Genomic DNA, 21,523 nt, shown 5'->3' on the forward strand with positions numbered 1-21,523 from the left:
GTTCCTGGGCAGGTAAGCGGATCAGTGCCGCAGCAACTTGCGCAACGGAATCTCGTCCTTGCGTACCGGCGACTTGATGACGATGTAGCTGAAGTATTTGGAGATGCCGATGTTCTTGTCCAGCAGGCTCTCCATCACGTCCTGGTAGTCCTGGATGCTGCGGGTCATGAAGCGCACCAGATAGTCGTAGCCTCCGCTGATCAAGTGGCATTCGAGCACTTCGTCCACCAGGCGGATATTGGACTCGAATTTGGCGAAGTCTTCGCGCTTGTGGTCGCTGAGGGTGACTTCGGTGAAGACCGTCACCGAATCGGTAATCTTGGCCAGGTTCAGATGAGCCTTGTAGCTGGAGATGTACCCCAACGACTCCAGCCGCTTGACCCGTTGCAGGCACGGACTGGCGGACAGCCCCACGGCATCGGCCAGGCTGACGTTGGTCATGCGGCCGTCTTTTTGCAGCTCGACCAAAATGCTGATGTCAATACGGTCCAGTTTCGCTAAACCTTCCATCGCATACCCCTTGCGTGCCGTTTGTAGACCATCTTCTAACAAAATCAGTGACGTAGCGACAACTGGTGCTGCGCCACCAGATCCGCCATGCTGCTGATGCAGTAGTCCGCTGCGCACGGTTGGAGGGGCTGCTCGGGGGTGCGGCAGATCAGGCATACAGCCCCATTCCGGTGTGAACGGGTGCCCGGACGGGTTATCTGGAGAATAGCCGTGGTATCGAGACCGTTGGCCGCCAGCGAATCGGGATCCTGCAGGGGATCACTCGCCAGTGAAATGAAATCCTCCGGCTCGATACCCAAGCGCTCGCACAACACGCCACGGTCCTCGGCATCACGATCGCCCAGCACCAGTAGACGGTAAAACTTGCGCAGGTAAAGCATCGCACCCGGTGCATCCTCGAACAGCGTCCAACTGGCAGCCGAGCGGGCGAAGCTCATGCCCTCCTCCCAACTGACCTTGAGCTTCCAGCGCTCGGCCAACTGACGATGGGTGAAGCACAACAGACCACTGAAGCCGAGCTCGCCAAAGCGAGGATAAAGAGCCCGCAACGCCTCGTCGAATTCGCTCAGCACCTGGGTTTTGTCCGGCGGGTCGCTATGGCTCCCCAGCAACGGCTGCAACGCCGCCCAGATGCCAGAGTCCCGATCCACCAGGACCTCGTCGCAGTCGATCAACAACGCTCGATATTCAGTCAGCCTCATGGCTAAAAGCCTCCGGTGAGTCCCTAGTGCAGGTCATCCAACGCGTTGGAATGAGTGTGGAGAGAGAGCCTGAGCCTGCTCCCCGCCGCAGGCGTTCAATTCAAGACTCGCGCCAGTGCCCCTTCGAGAATCTGCAACGCTTCATCAATCTGCGCTTCGCTGGTTACCAGTGGTGCCAGGAAACGCATCACGTTGCGGTAGACGCCGCACTTGATGACCAGCAGCCCACCCACGCGGGCCTCGTCGATCAGGCGTTGGTTCAGTTCCGCATCCGGGGTGCGCGCTTCATCATTCTGGATCAACTCCATGGCCAGCATGAAACCGCTGCCGCGCACGTCACCGATCTGCGGGTAGCGGGCTTGCAAACGCAACAGGCCCTGACGCAGGCGCTCGCCCAGGGCTTCGCCGCGAGCCAGCAGGTGTTCCTGTTCATAGGCCTCGATCACCGCCAGCGCCGCCGCGCACGACAGCGCATTGCCGCCATAGGTACCGCCCAGGCCGCCAGGCAGTGGTGCGTCCATGATCTCGGCCTTGCCGACCACACCCGACAATGGCAAGCCACCGGCCAGGCTCTTGGCAACGGTGACCAGGTCCGGCTGGATACCGGCATGCTGGAAACCGAACCACTTGCCGGTGCGCCCGAAACCGGTCTGGATTTCATCGAGGATCAACACGATGCCGTGTTTTTCGGTCAGCGCACGCAGGCCTTGAAGAAACTCTACCGGCGCCGAAAGAAAACCACCATCGCCCTGCACCGGCTCGATGATGATCGCCGCGACCCGTTCAGGCGCCACTTGGGTGGCGAGCAATTCGTCCAGTGCCCGCAGCGCCATATCGCTGGTGACACCACGATAGGCGTTCGGATAGGGCGTGTGGAAGACCTCCGGCGCGAACGGCCCGAAGTTCTGTTTGTAGGGCTGACTCATTCCCGTCAGCGTGGTGCCGAGCAATGTCCGCCCATGGAACCCGCCGCGAAAGGCGATCACCGCCGAACGGTTGGTGTGAGCGCGGGCAATCTTCACTGCGTTTTCCACCGCCTCGGCACCGGAAGTGAAGAAGGCCGCTTTATAGGCGTGCTGGCCACCGATCATCTGGCACAGGCGTTGGGCCAGGTCCAGGTAAGGCTTGTAAGCCACGACCTGAAAGCAGGCATGGGAAACTTTTTGCAGCTGCGCCTGCACCGCCGCCACCACCTTGGGATGATTGTGACCGATATTCAGCACACCGATGCCGCCCACAAAGTCCAGGTAGCGCCTGCCGTCGACATCCCACAACTCCGAACCCTGGGCCCGATCGATCACCAGAGGGTGCGCGGTCACCAGACCTCGGGGTACGAATTGATCACGCTGACGGAGCAAACTTGGGGTTTCTTCGACTTTACTGTTCATGGCATTTCCCATAGTGAGCCAGGCAACCCGGAGCGGCTGCGATGTGTTCACAGGTTAAGCGTTCGACACAATCGTCTAAGCCGAACTTGCCCGCTGAGAAATCCGGATCGACTGTTTACACCCCGGCAAACAGCAGAATCCTCTCGCTCCATTGATGCATGCTGGAGACTCCTTATTTCCTGGCGAGAAGACCCATGGCCCTGCTCTATAAAGCTGACCCGGTACGCGGTGAACAGTGGAAGCGTCTGTTCGCCGAACACGCGCCGGATATCGAATGGCGCGCCTGGCCGGAGATCGGTAACCCACGGGAAGTCCGCTACCTCGCGGCGTGGCAGGCACCGGACGACATCGAAACGGTATTGCCGAATCTTGAGGTACTGTTCGCGTTATCGGCCGGGGTGGATCAGCTCGATCTGGACCAACTGCCGACGACGCTGCCGGTGGTGCGCCTGCTCGACCCGGGCATCAGCCAGGGCATGTGCGAGTACGCCACTTTCGCGGTACTCGGCGTGCATCGAGACATGGTGCGCTATCGACAGCAACAGGCCGAACGCTGCTGGCAGGCACACCGACTGGTTCCGGCCGGGCAGCGTCGGGTCGGGATCTTGGGGTTGGGCTTGCAGGCCCGGAACATCCTCCGCGCCCTGCAGCCATTCGGCTTCGCCTTGTCGGGTTGGGCCCGCAGTGAACACCAGATCACCGGGGTGACATGCTTTGCCGGTACAGAACAACTACCTGCCTTTCTCGGCCAATGCGACATCCTGCTGTGTGTCCTGCCGCTGACCGAGCAAACCCGAGGGATTCTGAACCGCGATGTATTCGGACAACTGCCCAAAGGCGCGTCCCTGATCAACATGGGCCGCGGCGGACACCTGGTCGAAGCGGATCTGCTGGAGGCGCTTGCCGACGGCCAGCTCAGCGCAGCGGTGCTCGACGTACTGGAACAGGAACCGGCCGCCCCGGACCATCCCTTCTGGCATCACCCGCAGATTCTGCTGACCCCGCATATCGCGGCGATGACCCAACCTGAAAGTGCGTTTGGCGTCCTGCTGGAGAATATCCGTCGGCATCAACGGGGCGAATCGATGCTTGGCCAGGTAGACCGGGAACGGGCCTACTGACGTTTCGAAAACACTGTGAGTGCGGGCTGCCCTAATGTCAGTCAGTTAAGCCACAACCCCGTGGGAGCAAAGCTTGCTCGCGATTGCGGTAAGTCAGTCAGCAACAATGCTGACGGGTCCATCGCTATCGCGAGCAAGCTTTGCTCCCACAAGCGTTGCGCCGTTTGAAGGATTCGAGGTGGGCAGGATTTCTGTGTTCATCCCGGGAAACCGCCCCGATATTTACTGCTGGCCCGACACAGGATTTGAGCAAAAAATATGGTCGGCCAAGCCGTCGTCAACGGAACCTGCCGAATCCATTCCCGCCTATTGTCAAGCCCGGTGGCAGGTGAGATACAAGGCCTCTCAGCGGACGAATCCGTCCGAATCCACGCCTTCCCAACGGGGATCTGCCATGTCCATTTCGCAACGCCCTGCTTATCTTTATCGGCCCATGACCGCGGCGGATGTTCCGAGCGCCCATACGTTGTCGGTGAAACTGAAATGGCCCCATCGCCTGGAAGACTGGGCGATGCTGGAGCGTGTCTCCCAGGGCTTTGTCGTGCAAGACCAGGGTCGCCTGATCGGCACTGCGTTCACCTGCCCACAAGGCAGCCATGCCAGCATCGGCCTGGTCATCGTCGATGACGAATACCAGGGCCAGGGCATTGGCCGCAGGCTGATGGAACTGGCACTCGAGGCGTGCGGAACGTGCACGCCGATGCTCAATGCAACGCTGGCCGGTGCGCCGTTGTATGCCAGCCAGGGCTTCGTTGATTTCGGGCATATCCAACAACATCAGGGGCAGGCGATTGCGCTTGCACCTCAGCCGCTGTCCCCTGGAGAACGCTGTCGCCCGCTGACGGAAACCGATCAGGCCGAACTCATCGAACTGGCCAATGCCGGAAGCGGCCTGGATCGAAGTGCCGTGCTGAAAGACCTGTTCGATGTCGTCGAGCATGCCGTGGGTATAGAGCGGCACGGTCGCCTGTGCGGCTTCGCCCTGCTGCGCCCGTTCGGACGGGGTCGCAGCATCGGCCCGGTCGTTGCGCAAACGCCGGAGCAGGCGCGGCACATGATCGCGGTGCTGCTGACGCGGGTACCGGACGCTTTCGTGCGCATCGACATTCCTTCCGACAGTGGCCTGGCGGCCTTTCTGGAAGAGGCCGGACTCAAGCAAGTCGACACCGTCGCCCAAATGGCCCGCGGCACACCTCCCCAGGCTACCGGCGCGGTGCGGCAGTTCGCCCTGGTGACCCAGGCCATTGGCTGACCCCCTCACACATTCTCCTGAGAGTTACCTTTATGCCCGAACCTACTGCAATGCTGTTGGCCCGCGCCGACGGCAGTCCTGTCAACACGACTTTCATCCTGACCTCGCTGGGCGCCAACGACCCGTTCGACCGACTCATCGCTTACACCGGGGAGGATGGCATAGCTGCAGGTATGGTCGAGGTGAGCGGCCAGACCCGAGTCGACCACTATCCCTTCAGCGAAATGATCGTAGTGCATGCCGGTGCCGTCACCCTGCGCAGCCAGGAGCAGACGCTCCAGCTCAAACCCGGTGAAAGCGCGGTGATTGCCCGCGGTACAGCGGTGGAAATAGACGCCCAACCCGACTCGCGCTGGGCCTTCTGCGCCGACACACAACCCATTGAAGCGAGCACCCCAGGGCTCACGGCATTGCCTGCGAACACCCTGCTCTCGCCTTCCGCCGCACCCGATCCCGAGATCCTGCTGAGCCCTGCGCCGCAGTGTCGCTCGTACAACCTGTTCGTCGAACAAGCTACCGACTTGCGCATCGGCGTCTGGGACTCGACCCCCTATACCCGCAGAGCCCGACCTCACAAACTGCATGAACTGATGCACCTGACCGAAGGCAGCGTTACCTTGCAGACGGCGGACGGCAGTGACCTGGTCGTCAACACCGGCGACACGGTTTTCGTTCCCCTGAATGCGCCTTGTGCCTGGAAGAGCAGCGTCTATGTGCGCAAGCTCTATGTCGTCAGGTAGTTCTGATTGAGGTAGCACCATCGCCATCGCGAGCAGGCTCGCTCCCACAGGGATCAGGGGTGGACATGTTTCTGTGCCACCCCGGATCCCTGGTGGGAGCGAGCCTGCTCGCGATGATGGCGGCACAGGCAACATCACCTCCAACTGGTCCACCGCTTTCGCGAGCAAGCCCGCTCTCAGAGGGAGGCCATCGGTGCTGTCGACCACGCAAAAAAAGCCCGCAGTGTGAGCGGGCAAAAAGGTGTTGCGTGACCATGGGTTCAAAGCGCCGCAGCGATAGCCCCGCCAACGTCCTGGGTCGAACCCTGCCCGCCCAGGTCCGGTGTGATAGGCCCTTCGGCAATCACCCGCTCGATGGCCTCGAGGATCCCGTCATGGGCCGCCCGGTAACGCTCATCCCCATTCCCCAGGAAGTCGAGCATCAAGGCGCCCGACCAGATCATCGCAATCGGGTTGGCGATGTTCTGCCCGTAGATATCGGGGGCCGAGCCATGCACTGGCTCGAACAGCGACGGGAAACGTCGTTGCGGGTCGAGGTTGGCCGAGGGCGCAATGCCGATGGTGCCGGCGCATGCCGGGCCGAGATCGGAGAGGATGTCACCGAACAGGTTCGACGCCACCACCACATCAAAACGGTCAGGCTGCAAGACGAAACGCGCGCACAAGATGTCGATGTGTTGCTTGTCCCACGTCACCTCGGGGTACTGCTCGCCCATCAGCGCCGTGCGCTCGTCCCAGTACGGCATGCTGATGGAAATCCCGTTGGATTTGGTCGCTGACGTCAGGCGCTTGCGTGGCCGGGTCTGGGCCAGGTCGAAGGCGAATTTCAGAATCCGGTCGACGCCGCGCCGGGTAAACACTGACTCCTGGAGCACGAATTCGTGCTCGGTGCCTTCGAACATCTTGCCGCCAACGGAGGAGTATTCGCCCTCGGTGTTTTCACGGATGACGACAAAGTCGATGTCTCCCGCTTCACGTCCGGCCAGCGGACACGGCACGCCGGGGAACAGTCGTACCGGACGGATATTCACGTACTGATCGAAGTCGCGACGGAACTTGAGCAACGAGCCCCAAAGGGAAATATGATCCGGCACCTTGTCCGGCCAACCCACGGCGCCGAAGTAGATCGCGTCGAAGCCCTTGAGCTGTTCGAACCAGTCAGCGGGCATCATTTGCCCATGTTCGAGGTAGTAATCGCAATGAGCCCAGTCAAGCACTTCGATACTCAGATCCAGATGCCATTTCTTCGCGGCCTGTTCCAGCACCCGTAGCCCCTCCGGCAAGACTTCCTTGCCGATGCCATCGCCGGCAATGGCGGCGATTCTGAATGGTTTACTCATCAATCCTGATCCCCTTTTGTCTGTTCAAACGATGACCGGCTCACAGCCCACCGATGTGGAAAGCCTTGACTTCGAGGTACTCATCCAAGCCGTATTTGCTACCCTCGCGGCCCAGGCCCGATTGCTTGATACCGCCGAAGGGCGCGACCTCCATGGAGATGATTCCGGTATTGAGGCCGACCATGCCGAACTCCAGCGCCTCGCCGAAACGCCATGAACGACGCAGGTCCTGAGTGAAAAAGTAAGCGCCCAGGCCATACGGCGTGGCATTGGCCATGGCCAGCGCCTCTTCCTCGGTGGTGAAGCGCATCAACGGTGCAACCGGGCCAAAGGTTTCTTCGTTGGCCAGCAACATTCCGGCATGGGCTTCACCCAGCACGGTTGGCTGCACGAACTGGCTGTCACCCTGGGGGATGCCGCCACAGAGCAGGCGAGCCCCCTGGCTCAATGCATCGTCGATATGCCGGGCAACCTTGCTGACCGCCGCCGGGTTGATCAGCGGGCCGATTGTCACATCCGCTTCCAGACCATTGCCGATCTTGAGCTTGGCGACCTCTTGCACCAGGCGTTCGGCAAAACGCTCGTAGATGCCATCCTGCACCAGGATGCGGTTGGCGCAGACGCAAGTCTGGCCGGCGTTGCGAAACTTGCTGAGCATGATGCCGGTCACGGCCTGCTCCAGGTCCGCATCGTCGAACACGATGAACGGGGCATTGCCGCCCAGTTCCAGGCTCAGGCGCTTGATCTGCTCGGCGCTCTGGCGCATCAGCAGCCGACCGACCGCCGTGGAGCCGGTGAAGGAGATCTTGCGCACCGTCGGGTTACCGGTCAGTTCTTCACCGATGCCGGCGGGCATGCCGGTGACGACGTTGAACACGCCTGCAGGAATCCCGACCCGCTCGGCCAGCACCGCCAGGGCCAGCGCCGACAGCGGCGTGAGGTCCGAGGGTTTGACAATGACCGGGCAGCCCGCGGCCAGGGCCGGGGCGCACTTGCGGGTGATCATTGCATTGGGGAAATTCCAAGGGGTGATGGCCGCGCAGACACCCACCGGTTGCTTGAGGGTGAGCAGGCGACGGTCGCCACTGGGTGCCGGAATGGTTTCGCCGTAGACCCGGCGGGCCTCTTCGGCAAACCATTTGGCGAAACCGGCGCCGTAACGGATTTCGCCCTTGGCCTCGTTCAGCGGCTTGCCCTGTTCACAGGTCATGATCAGCGCCAGATCATCGAGGTTATCGATCATGGCCTGGTACCAACGCTCCAGCAGCGCTGCACGCTCCACCGCCGGACGCGCGCGCCAGGCCGGCCAGGCACGTTCGGCGGCCTCGATGGCACGGCGGGTTTCCACACCCTGCAGGGCCGGCACACGGGCGAGCAACTCGCCGCTGGCCGGGTTGATGACGTCAAGGGTGGCGGCATCGTCGGCAGCGGTCCATTGACCGTCGATATAGGCGAGTTCCGCCAGCAGGCTTGGGTCTTTCAATAGAGTCTTGAGCATGGTGATGTCCTGTTCCGAGGTATTTCCAGTCTAGGGAGATGCCGCGGCGCAGGATGCTGAAAGCGGGGTTTGGGCAGTGTGGGATGCTGAAGTTCCGGGGTGGGACGGCAGGCTCTACCGGGATATGAAAGTCGCCACCGCCCCCTTATGGGAGCGAGCCTGCTCGCTCCCATAAGGGGGCGGTGTTGGTGTGAGAGGTGCTTACAATTTCAAGGACCCCAGCACCCCTTCCAGAAACCGTTCGCCCGCGTCCATCTGGCTGACCTCGATGAACTCATCGGGCTTGTGCGCCTGTTCGATGGAGCCTGGGCCACAGACCACCACGGGTACATCCAGGCGTTGTTTGAACAGGCCGCCTTCGGTGCCGAAGGACACCTTGGCGGTGCCCGTGTCCGGGGTGGCGAAGTTTTTCAGGAAACGCACGGCTTCCACGCTCGGATGGGTGTCCAGGCCCGGGTAGACGTTCAAGGTGTCGATCTCGATGTCTGCCACACTGGAGAGTTTCCTGGCTTCGCCGACGATCATTTCGGCGCGCTCGCGCAGTTGCTCCAGGAACTCATCCAGGTTGTCAGCCGGCAAGTTACGTACTTCGAAATCCAGGGTGCACAGGTTCGGCACGATGTTCAGGGCCTTGCCACCGACGATCTGTCCGACATGCACGGTGCTGTAGGGCACGTCGTAATCCGCATCCTGGGCGCCCTGCTCCTGCAGTTGTTGCTGACTCTGGCGCAGCGCCGCGATGAAATCGCAGGCCACGTGAATTGCGTTGACCGAGCGCGGCGCCAACGACGAGTGCGCTTCCAGGCCCCGGCAGTGGGCGCGGTAGGAGCCCTTGCCCTTGTGCCCGAGTACGAACTGCATGTTGGTTGGCTCGCCGATCACACAGAGGAACGGCCGGACCGGCGCCAGGTGAAGCACGTCAAGCAGACGACGCACGCCAACGCAACCGATCTCTTCGTCATGGGACAACGCCAGTTGCAACGGCCGGCTCAACGAGAAATCGGCAGCATCGAGCATGGCGTCGATGGCCAGGGCTATGAACCCTTTCATGTCGCAGCTGCCACGACCGTAGACCCGACCGTCGCGCAGCGTCGCCTGGAACGCCGGAACAGTCCACGCCTGTCCCGCCGCCGGCACCACGTCGGTGTGGCCGGAGAGCAGGATCCCCGGCTGCTCACGGGGGCCGGTGCTGGCGAAAAGGTTGGCCTTCCTGCCACTCTCGTCCTTGACGATCAGCGACTCGATACCCTTGCTCGCCAGCAGCTCGCGGACATACTCGATCAAGGCCAGATTGGACTCCGAAGAGACCGTTTCAAATGCCAGCAGGCGTTCGAGAATCGCCAGTACCCTTGGTTTCATGACGCCTTGCTCCGTTGCTCGACAGATGAGGCGAACCGGCAAATGGAGAACGGCTCGATTGAAGTGCTGGTGCTGCCGGTGCTGATCAGCTCGGCCATGACATCACCGACACCCGGGCCGAGCTGGAAGCCGTGACCGCTGAACCCGAACGCGTAATACAGGCCGTCTACCTTGCCGCTTGGGCCCATCACCGGCAGGGAGTCGGACAAATAGCCTTCGATACCGCTCCACACGCGGATGATGTTCAGGTTGCCGACACCAGGCACCAGACGACGCATCTGCTCCAGCTGGTTGAGAATACTGCGCGGCTCGACATGGGCACGACGGTTGAGCATGTCCGGCTTGCTGCGATAGCCACCGCCAATGATGATGTTGCCCCGTGGGATCTGGCGGAAGTAGATCACCTCTTCGGGAATCCTGGTGTAGACCCCGATCACCGTCGGCAAGGCATACGGCACCGGCTCGGTGACCGCCATTTGCGGGCCATTGGTCTCCAGCGGCACCGGTTCACCGAACTGCTCCGAGAGCTTCTGGCCCCAGGCCCCTGCCGTGATCAATAGCCGGCCGGCGCTGAACCGGCGACCGTCGGTGGTGGTGATGCTGAACTCATCGGCGTTGACCTTCTGCACGTCGGCCACTTCAGTCCGTTCTTCGATGCGCGCCCCCAGCCGCCGGGCCGCCCGCGCAAACGCAGGCGCCGCCAGACGCGGGTTGGCGTGGCCGTCGTGAGGCGCATAAGAGCCGCCCTTCACGTCTTTGCCAAGGAACGGAAAACGTTCATGCAGTTCGGCGCCACGGTAGATCTTCAAATCCAGCTGCACCGCTTCAGGGGCTGCGGCGTAAGCCTCAAGCTCAGCAATCTCGTCTTCGCGATAGCACACGCGCATATGCCCGCTGGCGATGAATTCCAGGTCATCGTCGATCAATTCCGGCAAGCGTTTCCACAGGGCAAAGGAGCGGTTCGCCAGCTCCAGTTGCCCGAGGTAACGCCCCTGGCGCCGGACGTTGCCGAAGTTGACGCCGCTGGCGTACTGACCGATCAGATCGCGTTCCAGCAGAATCACCGACTGCCCTCGCTGGCGCAGGAAAAATGCTGACGCCGCGCCCATCACACCACCGCCGACAATCACCACATCGGCCTTGTTCCGGGTCATGGCGTCACCTCCCGAGTGAGCATCGAAAGCGGTTTGACTGGCGCCTGGCCACGCTGGCGGCCGACCAACTGGACGTCGACACCGGCCGCCGCGGCTATTACTTCGGCCCCGGCCTGGGCGCAATAGCGGCCCTGGCAGCGGCCCATGCCGACCCGACTGAAGGCCTTGGCCCGATTGACTTCACAGGCGCCTTTTTCACTGACGGTGCGCCGCAGCTCGCCGGCAGTGATCATTTCACAACGGCAGACGATGGCCTCGTCCGGCAACGCCTTGGCTTGCGCCGCCGGCCAGGGAAACGCCCGGGCCAGACCGAGGCGAAACTCATCCATCACGTTGAGTGCCTGACGCTGTTCAGCGACCTGGGCCGCATCTACCGGCCGCTGCAAGTCACTCAACACCGCCATGGCGACCAGGCGACCGGCGCATTCGGCGGCATCGGCGCCACGGATCCTGGAACCGTCACCGGCGGCATAGACACCGCTGACCGAGGTCCGCCCTTCTTCATCAGTAGCGAGCAGCCATTGGCTGGATACCTCGTCGAAACGCAAAAGACAGCCAGCCAGATCGGCCAGCTGGGTTTCCGGACGCAAGTGATAGCCCAGCGCGACGGCGTCGCAGTCTACCGTCAGCGCGTCGCCGCGCGCGGTACGCACACGCACGCCGCTGACGCCACTGTCCGCCTCGCCCAGTATTTGCAACGGCGAAATACCCAGGTGCACCGGGACTTTTGCCTGACGCAATTGCACCAACAACTTCATGCCGGAGAACAGCAGACGGGGGCGCGCCATGAGTTTGGGCAAGGCCAGGATACGCTTGCCCAACGGCGAGGTGTCGAGCACCGCAGCCACATTGGCGCCGGCCTTGAGGTATTGGCTAGCAACGAGATAGAGCAACGGCCCGCTGCCCATGAACACCACCCGGTGACCAATGGAAACCGCCTGGGCCTTCAACGCGATCTGCGCCCCGCCGAGGCTGTAGGTGCCGCCCAACTGCCAGCCCTCGATGGGCATCAGGCGGTCGGTGGCGCCGGTGCAAAGCACCAGCGCGTCGTAATCCACCGTCGAATGTTCGCCCTGGCTGACGCAACACAGTTGCCCCGGTGTCAGGTTCCACACCAGGGTGTCCGGACGGTAGTCGATCTGCGGGCGCAAACGGTCGAAACTGTCGTGCAGGTGCCGGGCCTTCTCGGCCTCGGTGCCGTACAGCGTGGTGTAGGTACGGGTGAATCCTTCGGGCTGGCGGCGGTAGATCTGTCCGCCGTCGCGCCGGTTTTCGTCGATCAGGATCGGCCTGAAGCCCGCCGCGACCAGCGTCTGGGCACAGCGAATGCCTGCCGGCCCGGCACCGACTATCGCTATCCGCGCAGTGGCCATACCGCCTCCGGTTGTCGAGTGATGATGTCCAAGCCCTCGCGGACTTCATTGGAACAGGCACGCAGGCGCTCGCCGCTGCGGGTCCAGACCCAGCAGTCCTGGCAGGCGCCCATCAGGCAGAAACCGGCACGACTGCCCGGATCGAACTCGGACTGGCGCAACGCCGGGCCGTGGGTCAGCAACGCGACCATCAACGTGTCGCCCTGCAACGCCTCGACGGGGACGCCATCCACGGTCAGTTTGACGATGGGCCGGCCCTGTTCGGCCAGCCTCACGAAACGGGCGCTCATGCGTAGGCTCCCACAATCATGCTGTTTGAATCCTGCTGCGTCTTGAGCAACTCACCACCGTCGTGGTGACAGAGCACCTCGCTGCCTCCCTCAATGACGCGCCGGGGTGGCGCGGTGCGGTTGCACAGGCCATCGACTCGTACCGGGCAGCGGTTGAGGAACGTACACAGCGTCGACGCATCGGCCTTTTCACCCAATGCGGGGAGCGTGGCGCAAGTAGTCGTGCCACAACTTTCCAGCCAGCCCTGACGCAGCTCCGGCACCGAATGGATCAGCAGATCGGTATAGGGATGGAACGGTGCCTGGGCGAACGATTGCCGGGTGCCCTCCTGAACCTTGTGGCCGCTGTACATCACGACAATGTCGTCGCACAGCGCCCGCACCGTGGAAATGTCGTGGCTGATGAACAGGTAGGAAACCCCCAGTTGCTGGCGCAGGTCGCGCAGCAGTTCGAGAATCGCCGCGCCCACCACGGTATCGAGGGCCGAGGTCACTTCATCGCAGAGGATCAGGTCCGGCTTGGCCGCCAATGCACGCGCCAGGTTGACCCGCTGCTTCTGCCCGCCGGACAGCTCGCCCGGACGACGCTCGGCCAGGGTCCGCGGCAAGCGCACCAGGTCCAGCAACTCACCGATGCGCTCGCGCAGCACCGCACCCTTGAGGCCGAAGTACATTTTCAGTGGCCGGCTCAGGATGGTGCTGATGCTGTGCATCGGATTGAGTGCGGTGTCAGCGTTCTGAAACACCATCTGGATACGCCGGAACTGTTCATCGGTACGCTCGGACAGATTGCCGCCCAAGGGCTGACCATCGAACGTCAGACTGCCAAGGGCCGGTGGCAACAACCCGGCCACCACCCGCGCCAGGGTGGATTTGCCCGAGCCCGACTCTCCGATCACGCCGATGGCCTGGCCCCGGCGCACGGTCAGGTCGATGTCTTCAAGTACGCGGATCATCGGCATGCCGTGACGATCCATGTTGCCATAGCCGGCAGTCAGGCCCTGGATGGTCAGCAGCGGCGTGTCCGCAGCTACGCCGCAAGGTGGGCGAATCGTTGTGTCCGGCCGTGCCGCCGCCAGCAGGCTGCGGGTATATTCGTGCGCTGGACCCTTGAGCAGCGGCCCGGTGGCGCTCTGCTCGAAGATCTGCCCGCCGTTGAGTACGACGATCTGGTCGGCCATCTGCGCGACGACCGCCAGGTCGTGAGACACGTAGACCGCCGTCGCACCACGCTCGCGAACGACCCGTTTGAAAGCACGCAGCACGTCGATCTGGGTCGTGACGTCGAGGGCCGTGGTCGGCTCATCGAGCACCACCAGCAACGGATCGCTGATCAGCGCCATGGCGGCCATCACCCGTTGCAGTTGCCCGCCGGAAACCTGATGGGGATAGCGCTGGCCGATGCGTTCGGGGTTCGGCAGGGCCAGGTCCCGGAACAGTCCGATGGCCTTGGCTTCGAGCGTGGCCCGATCGCCCAGGCCATGGATCAGCGCACCTTCGACCACCTGGTCGATGAGCCTCTTGGCCGGGTTGAAGGCCGCAGCGGCGCTTTGGGCAATATACGAGACACGGTTGCCGCGCAGGCCTTGCAGTTCGCTTTCACCGAGTGCCAGCATGTCATGCTCGCCGATGCGCACGCTGCCGCCAGCCAGGCGACAACCGCGCCGGGCGTAACCGAGCAGTGCCAGGGCAATGGTGGTCTTGCCGGAGCCGGACTCGCCGATCAGCGCCAGCACTTCGCCTTTCTCCAGGGAGAAACTCACGCCCTTGACGATCTCGACTTCGCCGCGCTCGTCGCCGGCGACTATCCGCAGGTTTTCGACTCGGATCAATTCGCTCATATCAATGGCCTCCCGAACGTCGATTGCGCCGCGAAGACAGGCGGTCGATAAACAGGTTCACGCCGATGGTCAGGGTGCCGATGGCCAGGGCCGGAATCACGATGGCCGGCGCGCCCTGGTTGAGGCCGCCAATGTTCTCGCGCACCAGGGAGCCGAGGTCGGCGTCCGGCGGTTGCACGCCCAGGCCGAGGAAGCTCATACCGCTGAGCAACAGCACGATGAAGCCGAAGCGCAGGCCCAGGTCCGCCAGCACCGGGTTGAGCATATTGGGCAGGATTTCCACGCAGGCGATGTACAGTCGGCGCTCGCCACGGGTGCGGGCCACTTGCACGTACTCCAGGGCCTCGATGTTCACCGCCATGCTGCGGGCAATACGGAACGCCCCCGGGGTATAGCTCAGTACCGCCGTGCACACCAGCAAGGTCACCGACGAACCGAACGCTGAAACCATGATCAACGCCAGCATCTTGCTCGGGATCGAAATGAACGCGTCCATCAGGCGGCTTATCAGTTCGTCCAGCCACTTCGGTGAAACCACCGAGAGTAACGCGCAAGTCGTCCCCAGCCCGCTCGCCAGTACCGCGGCGACCAACGCCAGGCCCACGGTGAACTGCGCGCCGACCAGGACCCGGCTGAGCATGTCGCGGCCCAGGTAGTCGGTGCCCAGCGGGTAAGCGGCACTGAGGCCGTCGAAGATATTCTCGGACACCACTTCCCCTACCGGGTGGGGTGCCAGCCAAGGGCCGAAGATCGCCACCAGCAACCAGATGGCACACATCGCGGCGCCGATCAGCCCAAGCCAGGACGAACCGTGAGCATCTTTGCCCAATGCCAGTGCAACCGCCGCAGTCGGGGATTTCACAATGGGATTGTTCATTGGTTTCTCAGCCTCGGATTGGAAAGAATCGCGCACAGGTCGGCAATCAACACCAGCGACAGGTACGCGGTACAAAACAGCATGGTGCAGGCCTGGACCAACGCCATGTCGCGGTTGGTCACCGCATCGACCATCAGACTGGCGATGCCGGGATAGTTGAAAATCGTCTCGACGATGACCACGCCGCCCAACAGGTACGACAGGCTCAGGGCGATGGCATTGGCAATGGGCCCGATGGCGTTGGGTAGCGCATGACGCAGCACCACCCGCACCGGACTCACGCCTTTGAGACGGGCCATCTCCACGTAAGGACTGTCGAGTTGATCGATCACTGCCGCCCGGGTCATACGTGCCATCTGCGCGACGATCACGCAGCACAGCGTCATGACCGGCAAGGCGTAGGTCCGCATGAATTGCAACGGCGAAGTGACTTCACTGGAATACGACAGCGCCGAAAGCCAGCCCAGGTTCACCGCGAAAATCAATACCGCCAGGGTGGCCACCAGGAATTCCGGCACAGCCACCATCATCAGCGTAAAGAAGCTCACGAAGCCGTCGATGCGACTGCCGCGCCCCATGGCCGACCCGATGCCCAGGAGCAGCGCCAGCGGTACCGACACCAGTGCCGTCGCGGCCGCCAGCATCAGGGTGTTGGGCACCCGTCCTGCCATCAGTTCCGTAACCGACGTGGCATTGGAAACCGACACCCCGAGGTCACCGCTGAGCAGGTTCATCAACCAGTGCAGGTAGCGCAACACACCCGGCTGGTCCAGCCCCATTTTCACGCGCAGCGCTGCGACCTGCTCAGGCGTGGCGAATTGTCCGAGGGCCTGCTGTGCCGCGTCTCCCGGCAACACCGCCGTGATGGCGAACACCACCATCGATACAATCAGCAGGGTCACGATCGCGGCGCCGAAGCGCCGGCCGATCAACCAAAGTGTGTTGCTATTCATCACCCTATCCTCGTGCACTGTCACCCAGCGGAAAACCGGCGCTCATCAAGCGTCCAGCCAGACCTGCTCAGCGAACATGTAGCCCATGAAGCCGCCCAGCGGGTTGGTGCCATAGCCCTTCACGCGTTGGTCGACGCCATCGATGTTGCTGATGAACACGGGGATGCCGATACCGCAGTGATCATGCACCAGGGTCTGCATGTCGGCGTACATCTTGCCGCGTTTGACCTCGTCGGTTTCGCCCCGTGCCTGTATCAACAGCTGATCGAACTGGGCATTTTTCCAACCGGACTCATTCCACGGTGCCGTCGACTGGAAGAACTGCGAGAACAGCATGTCGGCGTTGGGCCGTGGGTTGATGTTGCCGAAGCTCAACGGATGCTTGGCCCAGTGGTTGGACCAGTAGCCGTCGCTCGGCAGACGATTGACGTTGAGCTTGAGCCCGGCCTCCTTGGCCGATTGCTGCAGCAACACGGCAACGTCCACCGAACCGGTGGCGGCCGGCGAGCACATGACGGGCATGCTGATGCTTTCCATACCGGCCTTCTTCAGCAGGAAGCGCGCCTTCTCCGGATCGTAGGTCCGTTGCGGCAGGTCGGCATTGTAGAAACGCGAACCAGGGGCAATCGGATGGTCATTGCCGACCCGGGCAAACCCGCGGAAGATTGCTGACTTGACCTGCTCCCGGTCCAGCAGCAGCTTCATGGCTTCGGTGAATTCCGGACGCTGGCCTGGCATCTGGTCCTGGCGAATAATCAAATCAGTGTAGTTACCCGATGGCGAGTCCACGACTCGGTGGGTGGTGCTGTCCTTGATGCGCGTCGTCGACCGTGGGTTGACTTCGTTGATGATCTGCACGTCGCCCGAGAGCAGCGCATTGACCCTGGACGGTTCGTCGGCGATGCCGATGAACTCGATCTCGTCCAGATACGGCAAGCCGGGTTTCCAATAGTTTGTGTTGCGTGCACCGATGGAGCGCACGCCCGGCTTGAACTCCTTGACCTTGAACGGACCTGTACCCACGCCTTGGCTGAAGTCGCTGGTACCTTCGGGCACGATCAGCATATGGGAGACAGCAAGGATCGACGGCAGCTCGGCATTCGGGCCACTCAAGCGGATCTGCACTTCATGGGTGCCGTTGGCCTTGACCTCGGCAAACTGCTCGGCCAGGGGCAGGACCTTGGATCCGGTGATCGGATCCTTGTGTCGCAACAGGGAGTAGACCACGTCAGCGGCAGTCAGGCCCTTGCCGTTGTGAAACGTTACTTCTTTGCGCAGGGTAATCACCCAGAGCGTGGCGTCGGTGGTATCGATACGTTCGGCCAGTTCCAGTTGCGGCACCATGTGGCTGTCGAAGCGGGTCAGTCCGTTATAGAACATGTAATGGCGCACGTAGTCCGTGGAGGACGAACCCTTGGCCGGATCCAGCGTATCGGAGGTGGAGCTGGAAATACCGGCAACGCGAATGCGCCCGCCCGGTTTGCCTTTGCCCGGAGTCGCGGCGTCATCGGCAAGCAGTTTTCCGGCGGCGCCGAACAGGCTGCCGGCGCCCGCCGCAGCCACCCCGGCCAACCCCAGCATCTGCAATGCATGGCGGCGCGACATGCCCCGATTGAGCCCTTCAAAAACACGCAGACTGTCTGTACCGGTAATCAACTGGCTATCGGTGCTGCTCTTATTGTCAGTCATGTCAGTTCTACCTTTCGCTAATGATGAGGGCTCGGTTGCGCACGGTTGACGCAACGTGGTTGAAACGTAAAAACAACGTCACAGGGATCAGTGCAGGTAGTCCTGCAGGCGGTAATACGCGCCTACCAGCGGCAGGAACCAGGGCTTGCCGAAATGCCCGGGAATGGCCGGCCAATCGAGCTCGCGCCAGGGATTGGCCTCAACCTTGCCGGCCATGACCTCGGCCATGACCTGCCCCATGTGCACCGACATCTGCACGCCATGGCCGCTATAGCCCATGGAGTGATACACCCCGCCATGCTGGCCGGCCCGAGGCAGCCGATCGGACGTCATGTCCACCAGTCCGCCCCAGCAGTAGTCGATCCTGACGTTGGCCAGTTGCGGGAACATCTGCACCATCGCCGCTTGCAGCACCTTGCCGCTCTTGGCATCGGAAACACTGTCGGACATCGCAAACCGCGCACGACCACCGAACAGCAGGCGGTTGTCCGGGGTCAGGCGGAAGTAGTTGCCGATCATGCGACTGGTGACATAGGAGCGGCGCGCCGGCAGCAAGTTGTCGATCAGCGCCTGGGGCAGCACTTCGGTGGCGATCACGAAACTGCCCACCGGGACGATTCGCCGCCGGTACCAGCCCAGACCGCCATGCTGACTGGCGCCAGTCGCCAGCAAAACCTGCGAGGCATGCAGCGCCCCCTTGCTGGTATTGACCTGATAACCACCGGCACTGGCCTTCCAGTCCTTGACGGCCACGCCCTGGAAAATCAACGCGCCGTGACGTGCGGCGGCCTCGGCCAAGCCAACGCCAAAGCGCCCGATATGCATCTGCACACCATTGCGCTGTAGCAGGCCGCCGTGAAACTGGTCGGACTTGACCTCCGCCCGGGTCTCTTCGGCAGACAGCAGTTCGACCTCGGCATCGACTTCCTTGCGGATCAGCTCACAGGTGCGTGCCAACCCTTCGTAGTGCATCGGCTTGGCGGCCAGCTTGAGCTTGCCGTTACGCTTGAGGTCGCAGGCAATCCCCTCCTGCTCCACCAGGGCGACGACACTCTGCACGGCGCTTTCGTAAGCCTGGTAATAGGCCCGCGCTTTATCGGCGCCGAGACTGGCGGTGAGTGCTGCGTAGTCCTGAGCTACGCCGGTACTGCAATGCCCGCCGTTACGCCCCGATGCCTCGCCAATCACCCGTCCCGCCTCCAGCACCGCCACGCTGGCCCCCTTCAAGGCCAGGGCACGGGCCGCGGCCAGCCCGGTGAAACCGCCACCGACGACCGCGACATCGACCTGCCCCGGCAACCCGCCGAGCTGGGCACCTGTAAAGGCCGGTGCGGTATCGAGCCAATAGGACTCACTGCCCATGTCTAACCCCTTTCACCTTGAAGAGTGTGCGCGTGTCTCAGAGACCGACCAGGCCAGCCAGACCGCCGATATCGGGAATCTGGTGGTAGCCGTAGATCGCGTTTCCTGGCTGTTCGTGACCACGGGCAACGAAGGCCTTGTTCTTGATCTTCATGTCGTGGGCCGACATCAGGTCGTAACGGAAACTCGACGATACATGCAGCACGTCTTCCGGCCCGCAGCCGAGGTTATCGAGCATGAACTCGAAGGCGGCCAGGCGCGGCTTGTAGGCTTGTGCCTGCTGGGCAGTGAAGACTTTATGGAAAGGCGCGCCGAGCTTGTCGACGTTGGACATGATCTGCTCGTCCATCGCGTTGGAGAAAATCACCAGGGGGATCTTGTCGGCGATTTTCGACAGACCTGCCGGCACATCGGCGTGAGGGCCCCAGGTAGGCACGGCATCGTAGTAGAGCTGGCCTTCGCCACGATACTCGACACCCCAGCGCTTGCAGACACGGGCCAGGGACGTCTTGATGATTTCATCATAGGGGCGCCAGTCACCCATCACTTGATCCAGGCGATAAGCGGCGAAATCCGTGACGAACTGATCCATCTGCCCGGCACCGACACGATCGGCGAACAGCTCGCGGGTCATGCTTCCCATCTGGAAGTTGGTCAACGTGCCGTAGCAATCGAAGGTGATGTACTTGGGTCGAAGAAAGCTCATGAGTGCGGTCCTGAATGGTTGTTGAAGGCATGGACGTGGCAAGCATCGGCGCCATTCGTTAAGCACCGGCACAACGCTGCATCACGTTTTCATTACAACACCATGAGACCGTGGATAATCCGTTAAAAATAGTGGCGGCTTGGTACAAACCACCGTTTTGCAGGGCTCCCTCAGCAGACTTTGCGGGATGCTCCAGACACGGGCGTCGCCCCCCTGTTTCAGAGGGTTTGCGGGCAGTTCTGGTGCGCCAAACGGCACCGCGGCGAGCTGTCTGCGGCAGAATCTGCGCAGGAACCGGGGGCGTTTCAGCATCTTTGTCGAACGGGCTGACGCCATCGCGAGCAGGCTCGCTCCCACAGGGATTTGGCTTGGATCACAAAGCGCGATGGCCCCGGGATTCCAAGTGGGAGCGAGCCGGCTCGCGATGGCGGTGGATCAGCGACGAAGAGGCTGACTGGCACGCCGCCTTCGATCAGGCTTTCAACTCAGCCTCCAGAAAGCTGACCAACGCCTGGACCCGCGCGTTGCGTACCGCGCGCGAAGGCACCAGCAGGTTGATCGGGGCGCTGTCGAATTGCCAATCGCCGAGCACCCGTACCAGGCGTCCATCGGCAATGGCTTTACTGACATCCCATTGCGAACGCAGCACCAACCCCAGCCCCTCCTCTGCCCAACGCCGCGCCACGCTGCCATCGTTACTCAATAAAGCAGGCTTGATCCGCAGCGTCTTTTGCCCCTTCTCATTACGCAGGCGCCACAAGGTAACGTCCTCGTCGTTTTCACGAATGCAGATGCAGCGGTGGTCAACAAGTTGCTCGGGCGCCGAAGGCGTGCCGTTCCGCGCCAGGTAAGCGGGGCTGGCGCACAACCATCGATCATTTTGCGTGAGGGGCCGGGCGACCCACTGGCTGTCGCTGAGGTTGCCGATGTGAATCACCGCGTCGCTGTCATGCCGATCCGGCCAAGGCGTTTCCCGCAGATCCAGGTGCAGGCACAGCTGCGGATGCAACCTGGCGAAACGCGCCAGCAACGGCGCGAGGCGCTGGCGCCCATAGCCGAACGGCGCCGCCAGCCTCAGGGTGCCGACCAGTTGATCATCCTGCCGCCTGAAGGACTCGGGGAGGGCCTCAAGCTGTTCCAGCAACAGCGCGCTCTGACGGGAAAAACGCTCGCCGTCGGCGGTCAGGCTCAGGCGCCGGGCATCGCGATTGGCCAAGGTCAGCCCGAGGACGCCTTCCAGCTTGCGCAGGCGCATGGACAGCGCCGGTGGCGAGACATCCAATGCCCTGGCGGCCGCGCTCAAGGAGTCGCAACGCGCCAGTGTCGCGGCCATTCGCAGGTCTTCGATGCTGATCATTCAGTTCAACTT

At 62.4% G+C, this 21,523-nt stretch carries 19 protein-coding genes; 3 read left to right on the plus strand and 16 right to left on the minus strand.

Translation table 11 applies throughout. The features are described 5' to 3' along the window. Nucleotides 1-21 precede the first annotated feature (21 nt). From QZH45_RS19040 to gabT, 3 genes are all read right to left on the minus strand, one after another. A complete protein-coding gene (locus QZH45_RS19040; RefSeq protein ID WP_003203167.1) occupies nt 22-510 on the minus strand; it encodes an Lrp/AsnC family transcriptional regulator in 489 nt (162 codons plus the stop codon). A gap of 44 nt (nt 511-554) precedes the next feature. Then, nucleotides 555-1,211 carry a 2-haloalkanoic acid dehalogenase gene (locus QZH45_RS19045; protein WP_055136213.1) on the minus strand — a complete coding sequence of 219 codons (657 nt, stop codon included), beginning with the start codon at nt 1,209-1,211 and terminating at the stop codon, nt 555-557. A gap of 95 nt (nt 1,212-1,306) precedes the next feature. After that, entirely contained in the window at nt 1,307-2,599 is a 1,293-nt protein-coding gene (gene gabT, locus QZH45_RS19050; RefSeq protein WP_024778608.1) for a 4-aminobutyrate--2-oxoglutarate transaminase, read from the minus strand. 194 nt (nt 2,600-2,793) lie between these two features. Here gabT and QZH45_RS19055 point away from each other — a divergent pair, with 194 nt between their 5' ends. The 3 genes from QZH45_RS19055 (at nt 2,794) to QZH45_RS19065 (ending at nt 5,712) form a co-directional block, all read left to right on the plus strand. Then, the gene (locus tag QZH45_RS19055) at nt 2,794-3,720 is read left to right on the plus strand and encodes a 2-hydroxyacid dehydrogenase (protein WP_053190943.1); all 927 of its coding nucleotides are present in this window, start codon (nt 2,794-2,796) and stop codon (nt 3,718-3,720) included. Nucleotides 3,721-4,114: 394 nt separating this feature from the next. Next, nucleotides 4,115-4,972, plus strand: coding sequence for a GNAT family N-acetyltransferase (locus QZH45_RS19060; RefSeq protein WP_053190942.1), 858 nt, complete (start codon nt 4,115-4,117; stop codon nt 4,970-4,972). A gap of 32 nt (nt 4,973-5,004) precedes the next feature. Continuing rightward, nucleotides 5,005-5,712 carry a cupin domain-containing protein gene (locus tag QZH45_RS19065; protein ID WP_055135766.1) on the plus strand — a complete coding sequence of 236 codons (708 nt, stop codon included), beginning with the start codon at nt 5,005-5,007 and terminating at the stop codon, nt 5,710-5,712. Nucleotides 5,713-5,972: 260 nt separating this feature from the next. Here QZH45_RS19065 and QZH45_RS19070 read toward each other — a convergent pair whose 3' ends face one another. From QZH45_RS19070 to QZH45_RS19130, 13 genes are all read right to left on the minus strand, one after another. Next, nucleotides 5,973-7,052, minus strand: coding sequence for a tartrate dehydrogenase (locus QZH45_RS19070; RefSeq protein WP_055135767.1), 1,080 nt, complete (start codon nt 7,050-7,052; stop codon nt 5,973-5,975). Nucleotides 7,053-7,092: 40 nt separating this feature from the next. After that, on the minus strand, nt 7,093-8,550 hold the full coding sequence (locus QZH45_RS19075; RefSeq protein ID WP_053190940.1) for an NAD-dependent succinate-semialdehyde dehydrogenase: 1,458 nt from the start codon (nt 8,548-8,550) through the stop codon (nt 7,093-7,095). Between the two features lie 201 nt (nt 8,551-8,751). Further along, complete coding sequence (argE, locus tag QZH45_RS19080) at nt 8,752-9,909, minus strand: acetylornithine deacetylase (protein ID WP_024779235.1); 1,158 nt, start codon at nt 9,907-9,909, stop codon at nt 8,752-8,754. Beyond that, complete coding sequence (locus QZH45_RS19085; protein WP_055135768.1) at nt 9,906-11,063, minus strand: NAD(P)/FAD-dependent oxidoreductase; 1,158 nt, start codon at nt 11,061-11,063, stop codon at nt 9,906-9,908. Before QZH45_RS19085 ends, argE begins: the two co-directional genes overlap by 4 nt. Continuing rightward, nucleotides 11,060-12,436: an NAD(P)/FAD-dependent oxidoreductase gene (locus QZH45_RS19090; protein ID WP_055135769.1), complete on the minus strand. Its 1,377-nt coding sequence runs from the start codon at nt 12,434-12,436 to the stop codon at nt 11,060-11,062. The genes QZH45_RS19085 and QZH45_RS19090 overlap by 4 nt, the downstream gene beginning before the upstream one ends. Next, complete coding sequence (locus tag QZH45_RS19095) at nt 12,418-12,726, minus strand: (2Fe-2S)-binding protein (RefSeq protein WP_053190932.1); 309 nt, start codon at nt 12,724-12,726, stop codon at nt 12,418-12,420. The genes QZH45_RS19090 and QZH45_RS19095 overlap by 19 nt, the downstream gene beginning before the upstream one ends. Further along, on the minus strand, nt 12,723-14,567 hold the full coding sequence (locus tag QZH45_RS19100; protein ID WP_055135770.1) for an ABC transporter ATP-binding protein: 1,845 nt from the start codon (nt 14,565-14,567) through the stop codon (nt 12,723-12,725). The genes QZH45_RS19095 and QZH45_RS19100 overlap by 4 nt, the downstream gene beginning before the upstream one ends. Nucleotide 14,568: 1 nt before the next feature. Next, the gene (locus tag QZH45_RS19105) at nt 14,569-15,444 is read right to left on the minus strand and encodes an ABC transporter permease (RefSeq protein WP_024779240.1); all 876 of its coding nucleotides are present in this window, start codon (nt 15,442-15,444) and stop codon (nt 14,569-14,571) included. Continuing rightward, entirely contained in the window at nt 15,441-16,397 is a 957-nt protein-coding gene (locus QZH45_RS19110; protein ID WP_024779241.1) for an ABC transporter permease, read from the minus strand. Before QZH45_RS19110 ends, QZH45_RS19105 begins: the two co-directional genes overlap by 4 nt. Nucleotides 16,398-16,442: 45 nt before the next feature. Beyond that, nucleotides 16,443-18,086 (minus strand): ABC transporter substrate-binding protein, encoded by a 1,644-nt coding sequence (locus QZH45_RS19115; RefSeq protein WP_024779242.1) that lies wholly within the window; start codon nt 18,084-18,086, stop codon nt 16,443-16,445. An 87-nt stretch (nt 18,087-18,173) separates the two neighbouring features. Then, nucleotides 18,174-19,448 carry an NAD(P)/FAD-dependent oxidoreductase gene (locus tag QZH45_RS19120; RefSeq protein ID WP_053190922.1) on the minus strand — a complete coding sequence of 425 codons (1,275 nt, stop codon included), beginning with the start codon at nt 19,446-19,448 and terminating at the stop codon, nt 18,174-18,176. A gap of 37 nt (nt 19,449-19,485) precedes the next feature. After that, nucleotides 19,486-20,154 carry a haloacid dehalogenase type II gene (locus QZH45_RS19125; RefSeq protein ID WP_024779244.1) on the minus strand — a complete coding sequence of 223 codons (669 nt, stop codon included), beginning with the start codon at nt 20,152-20,154 and terminating at the stop codon, nt 19,486-19,488. A 472-nt stretch (nt 20,155-20,626) separates the two neighbouring features. Continuing rightward, complete coding sequence (locus tag QZH45_RS19130; protein ID WP_024779245.1) at nt 20,627-21,511, minus strand: LysR family transcriptional regulator; 885 nt, start codon at nt 21,509-21,511, stop codon at nt 20,627-20,629. Nucleotides 21,512-21,523 lie beyond the last annotated feature (12 nt).

The sequence above is a fragment of the Pseudomonas corrugata genome (genome assembly GCF_050920615.1).
GTDB lineage: Bacteria > Pseudomonadota > Gammaproteobacteria > Pseudomonadales > Pseudomonadaceae > Aquipseudomonas > Aquipseudomonas corrugata.

Coding starts and splice junctions, on each gene's coding strand:
- QZH45_RS19040 (WP_003203167.1), bottom strand. CDS start 510: ATGGAAGGTTTAGCGAAACTGGACCGTATTGACATCAGCATTTTGGTC.
- QZH45_RS19045 (WP_055136213.1), bottom strand. CDS start 1,211: ATGAGGCTGACTGAATATCGAGCGTTGTTGATCGACTGCGACGAGGTC.
- gabT (WP_024778608.1), bottom strand. CDS start 2,599: ATGAACAGTAAAGTCGAAGAAACCCCAAGTTTGCTCCGTCAGCGTGAT.
- QZH45_RS19055 (WP_053190943.1), top strand. CDS start 2,794: ATGGCCCTGCTCTATAAAGCTGACCCGGTACGCGGTGAACAGTGGAAG.
- QZH45_RS19060 (WP_053190942.1), top strand. CDS start 4,115: ATGTCCATTTCGCAACGCCCTGCTTATCTTTATCGGCCCATGACCGCG.
- QZH45_RS19065 (WP_055135766.1), top strand. CDS start 5,005: ATGCCCGAACCTACTGCAATGCTGTTGGCCCGCGCCGACGGCAGTCCT.
- QZH45_RS19070 (WP_055135767.1), bottom strand. CDS start 7,052: ATGAGTAAACCATTCAGAATCGCCGCCATTGCCGGCGATGGCATCGGC.
- QZH45_RS19075 (WP_053190940.1), bottom strand. CDS start 8,550: ATGCTCAAGACTCTATTGAAAGACCCAAGCCTGCTGGCGGAACTCGCC.
- argE (WP_024779235.1), bottom strand. CDS start 9,909: ATGAAACCAAGGGTACTGGCGATTCTCGAACGCCTGCTGGCATTTGAA.
- QZH45_RS19085 (WP_055135768.1), bottom strand. CDS start 11,063: ATGACCCGGAACAAGGCCGATGTGGTGATTGTCGGCGGTGGTGTGATG.
- QZH45_RS19090 (WP_055135769.1), bottom strand. CDS start 12,436: ATGGCCACTGCGCGGATAGCGATAGTCGGTGCCGGGCCGGCAGGCATT.
- QZH45_RS19095 (WP_053190932.1), bottom strand. CDS start 12,726: ATGAGCGCCCGTTTCGTGAGGCTGGCCGAACAGGGCCGGCCCATCGTC.
- QZH45_RS19100 (WP_055135770.1), bottom strand. CDS start 14,567: ATGAGCGAATTGATCCGAGTCGAAAACCTGCGGATAGTCGCCGGCGAC.
- QZH45_RS19105 (WP_024779240.1), bottom strand. CDS start 15,444: ATGAACAATCCCATTGTGAAATCCCCGACTGCGGCGGTTGCACTGGCA.
- QZH45_RS19110 (WP_024779241.1), bottom strand. CDS start 16,397: ATGAATAGCAACACACTTTGGTTGATCGGCCGGCGCTTCGGCGCCGCG.
- QZH45_RS19115 (WP_024779242.1), bottom strand. CDS start 18,086: ATGACTGACAATAAGAGCAGCACCGATAGCCAGTTGATTACCGGTACA.
- QZH45_RS19120 (WP_053190922.1), bottom strand. CDS start 19,448: ATGGGCAGTGAGTCCTATTGGCTCGATACCGCACCGGCCTTTACAGGT.
- QZH45_RS19125 (WP_024779244.1), bottom strand. CDS start 20,154: ATGAGCTTTCTTCGACCCAAGTACATCACCTTCGATTGCTACGGCACG.
- QZH45_RS19130 (WP_024779245.1), bottom strand. CDS start 21,511: ATGATCAGCATCGAAGACCTGCGAATGGCCGCGACACTGGCGCGTTGC.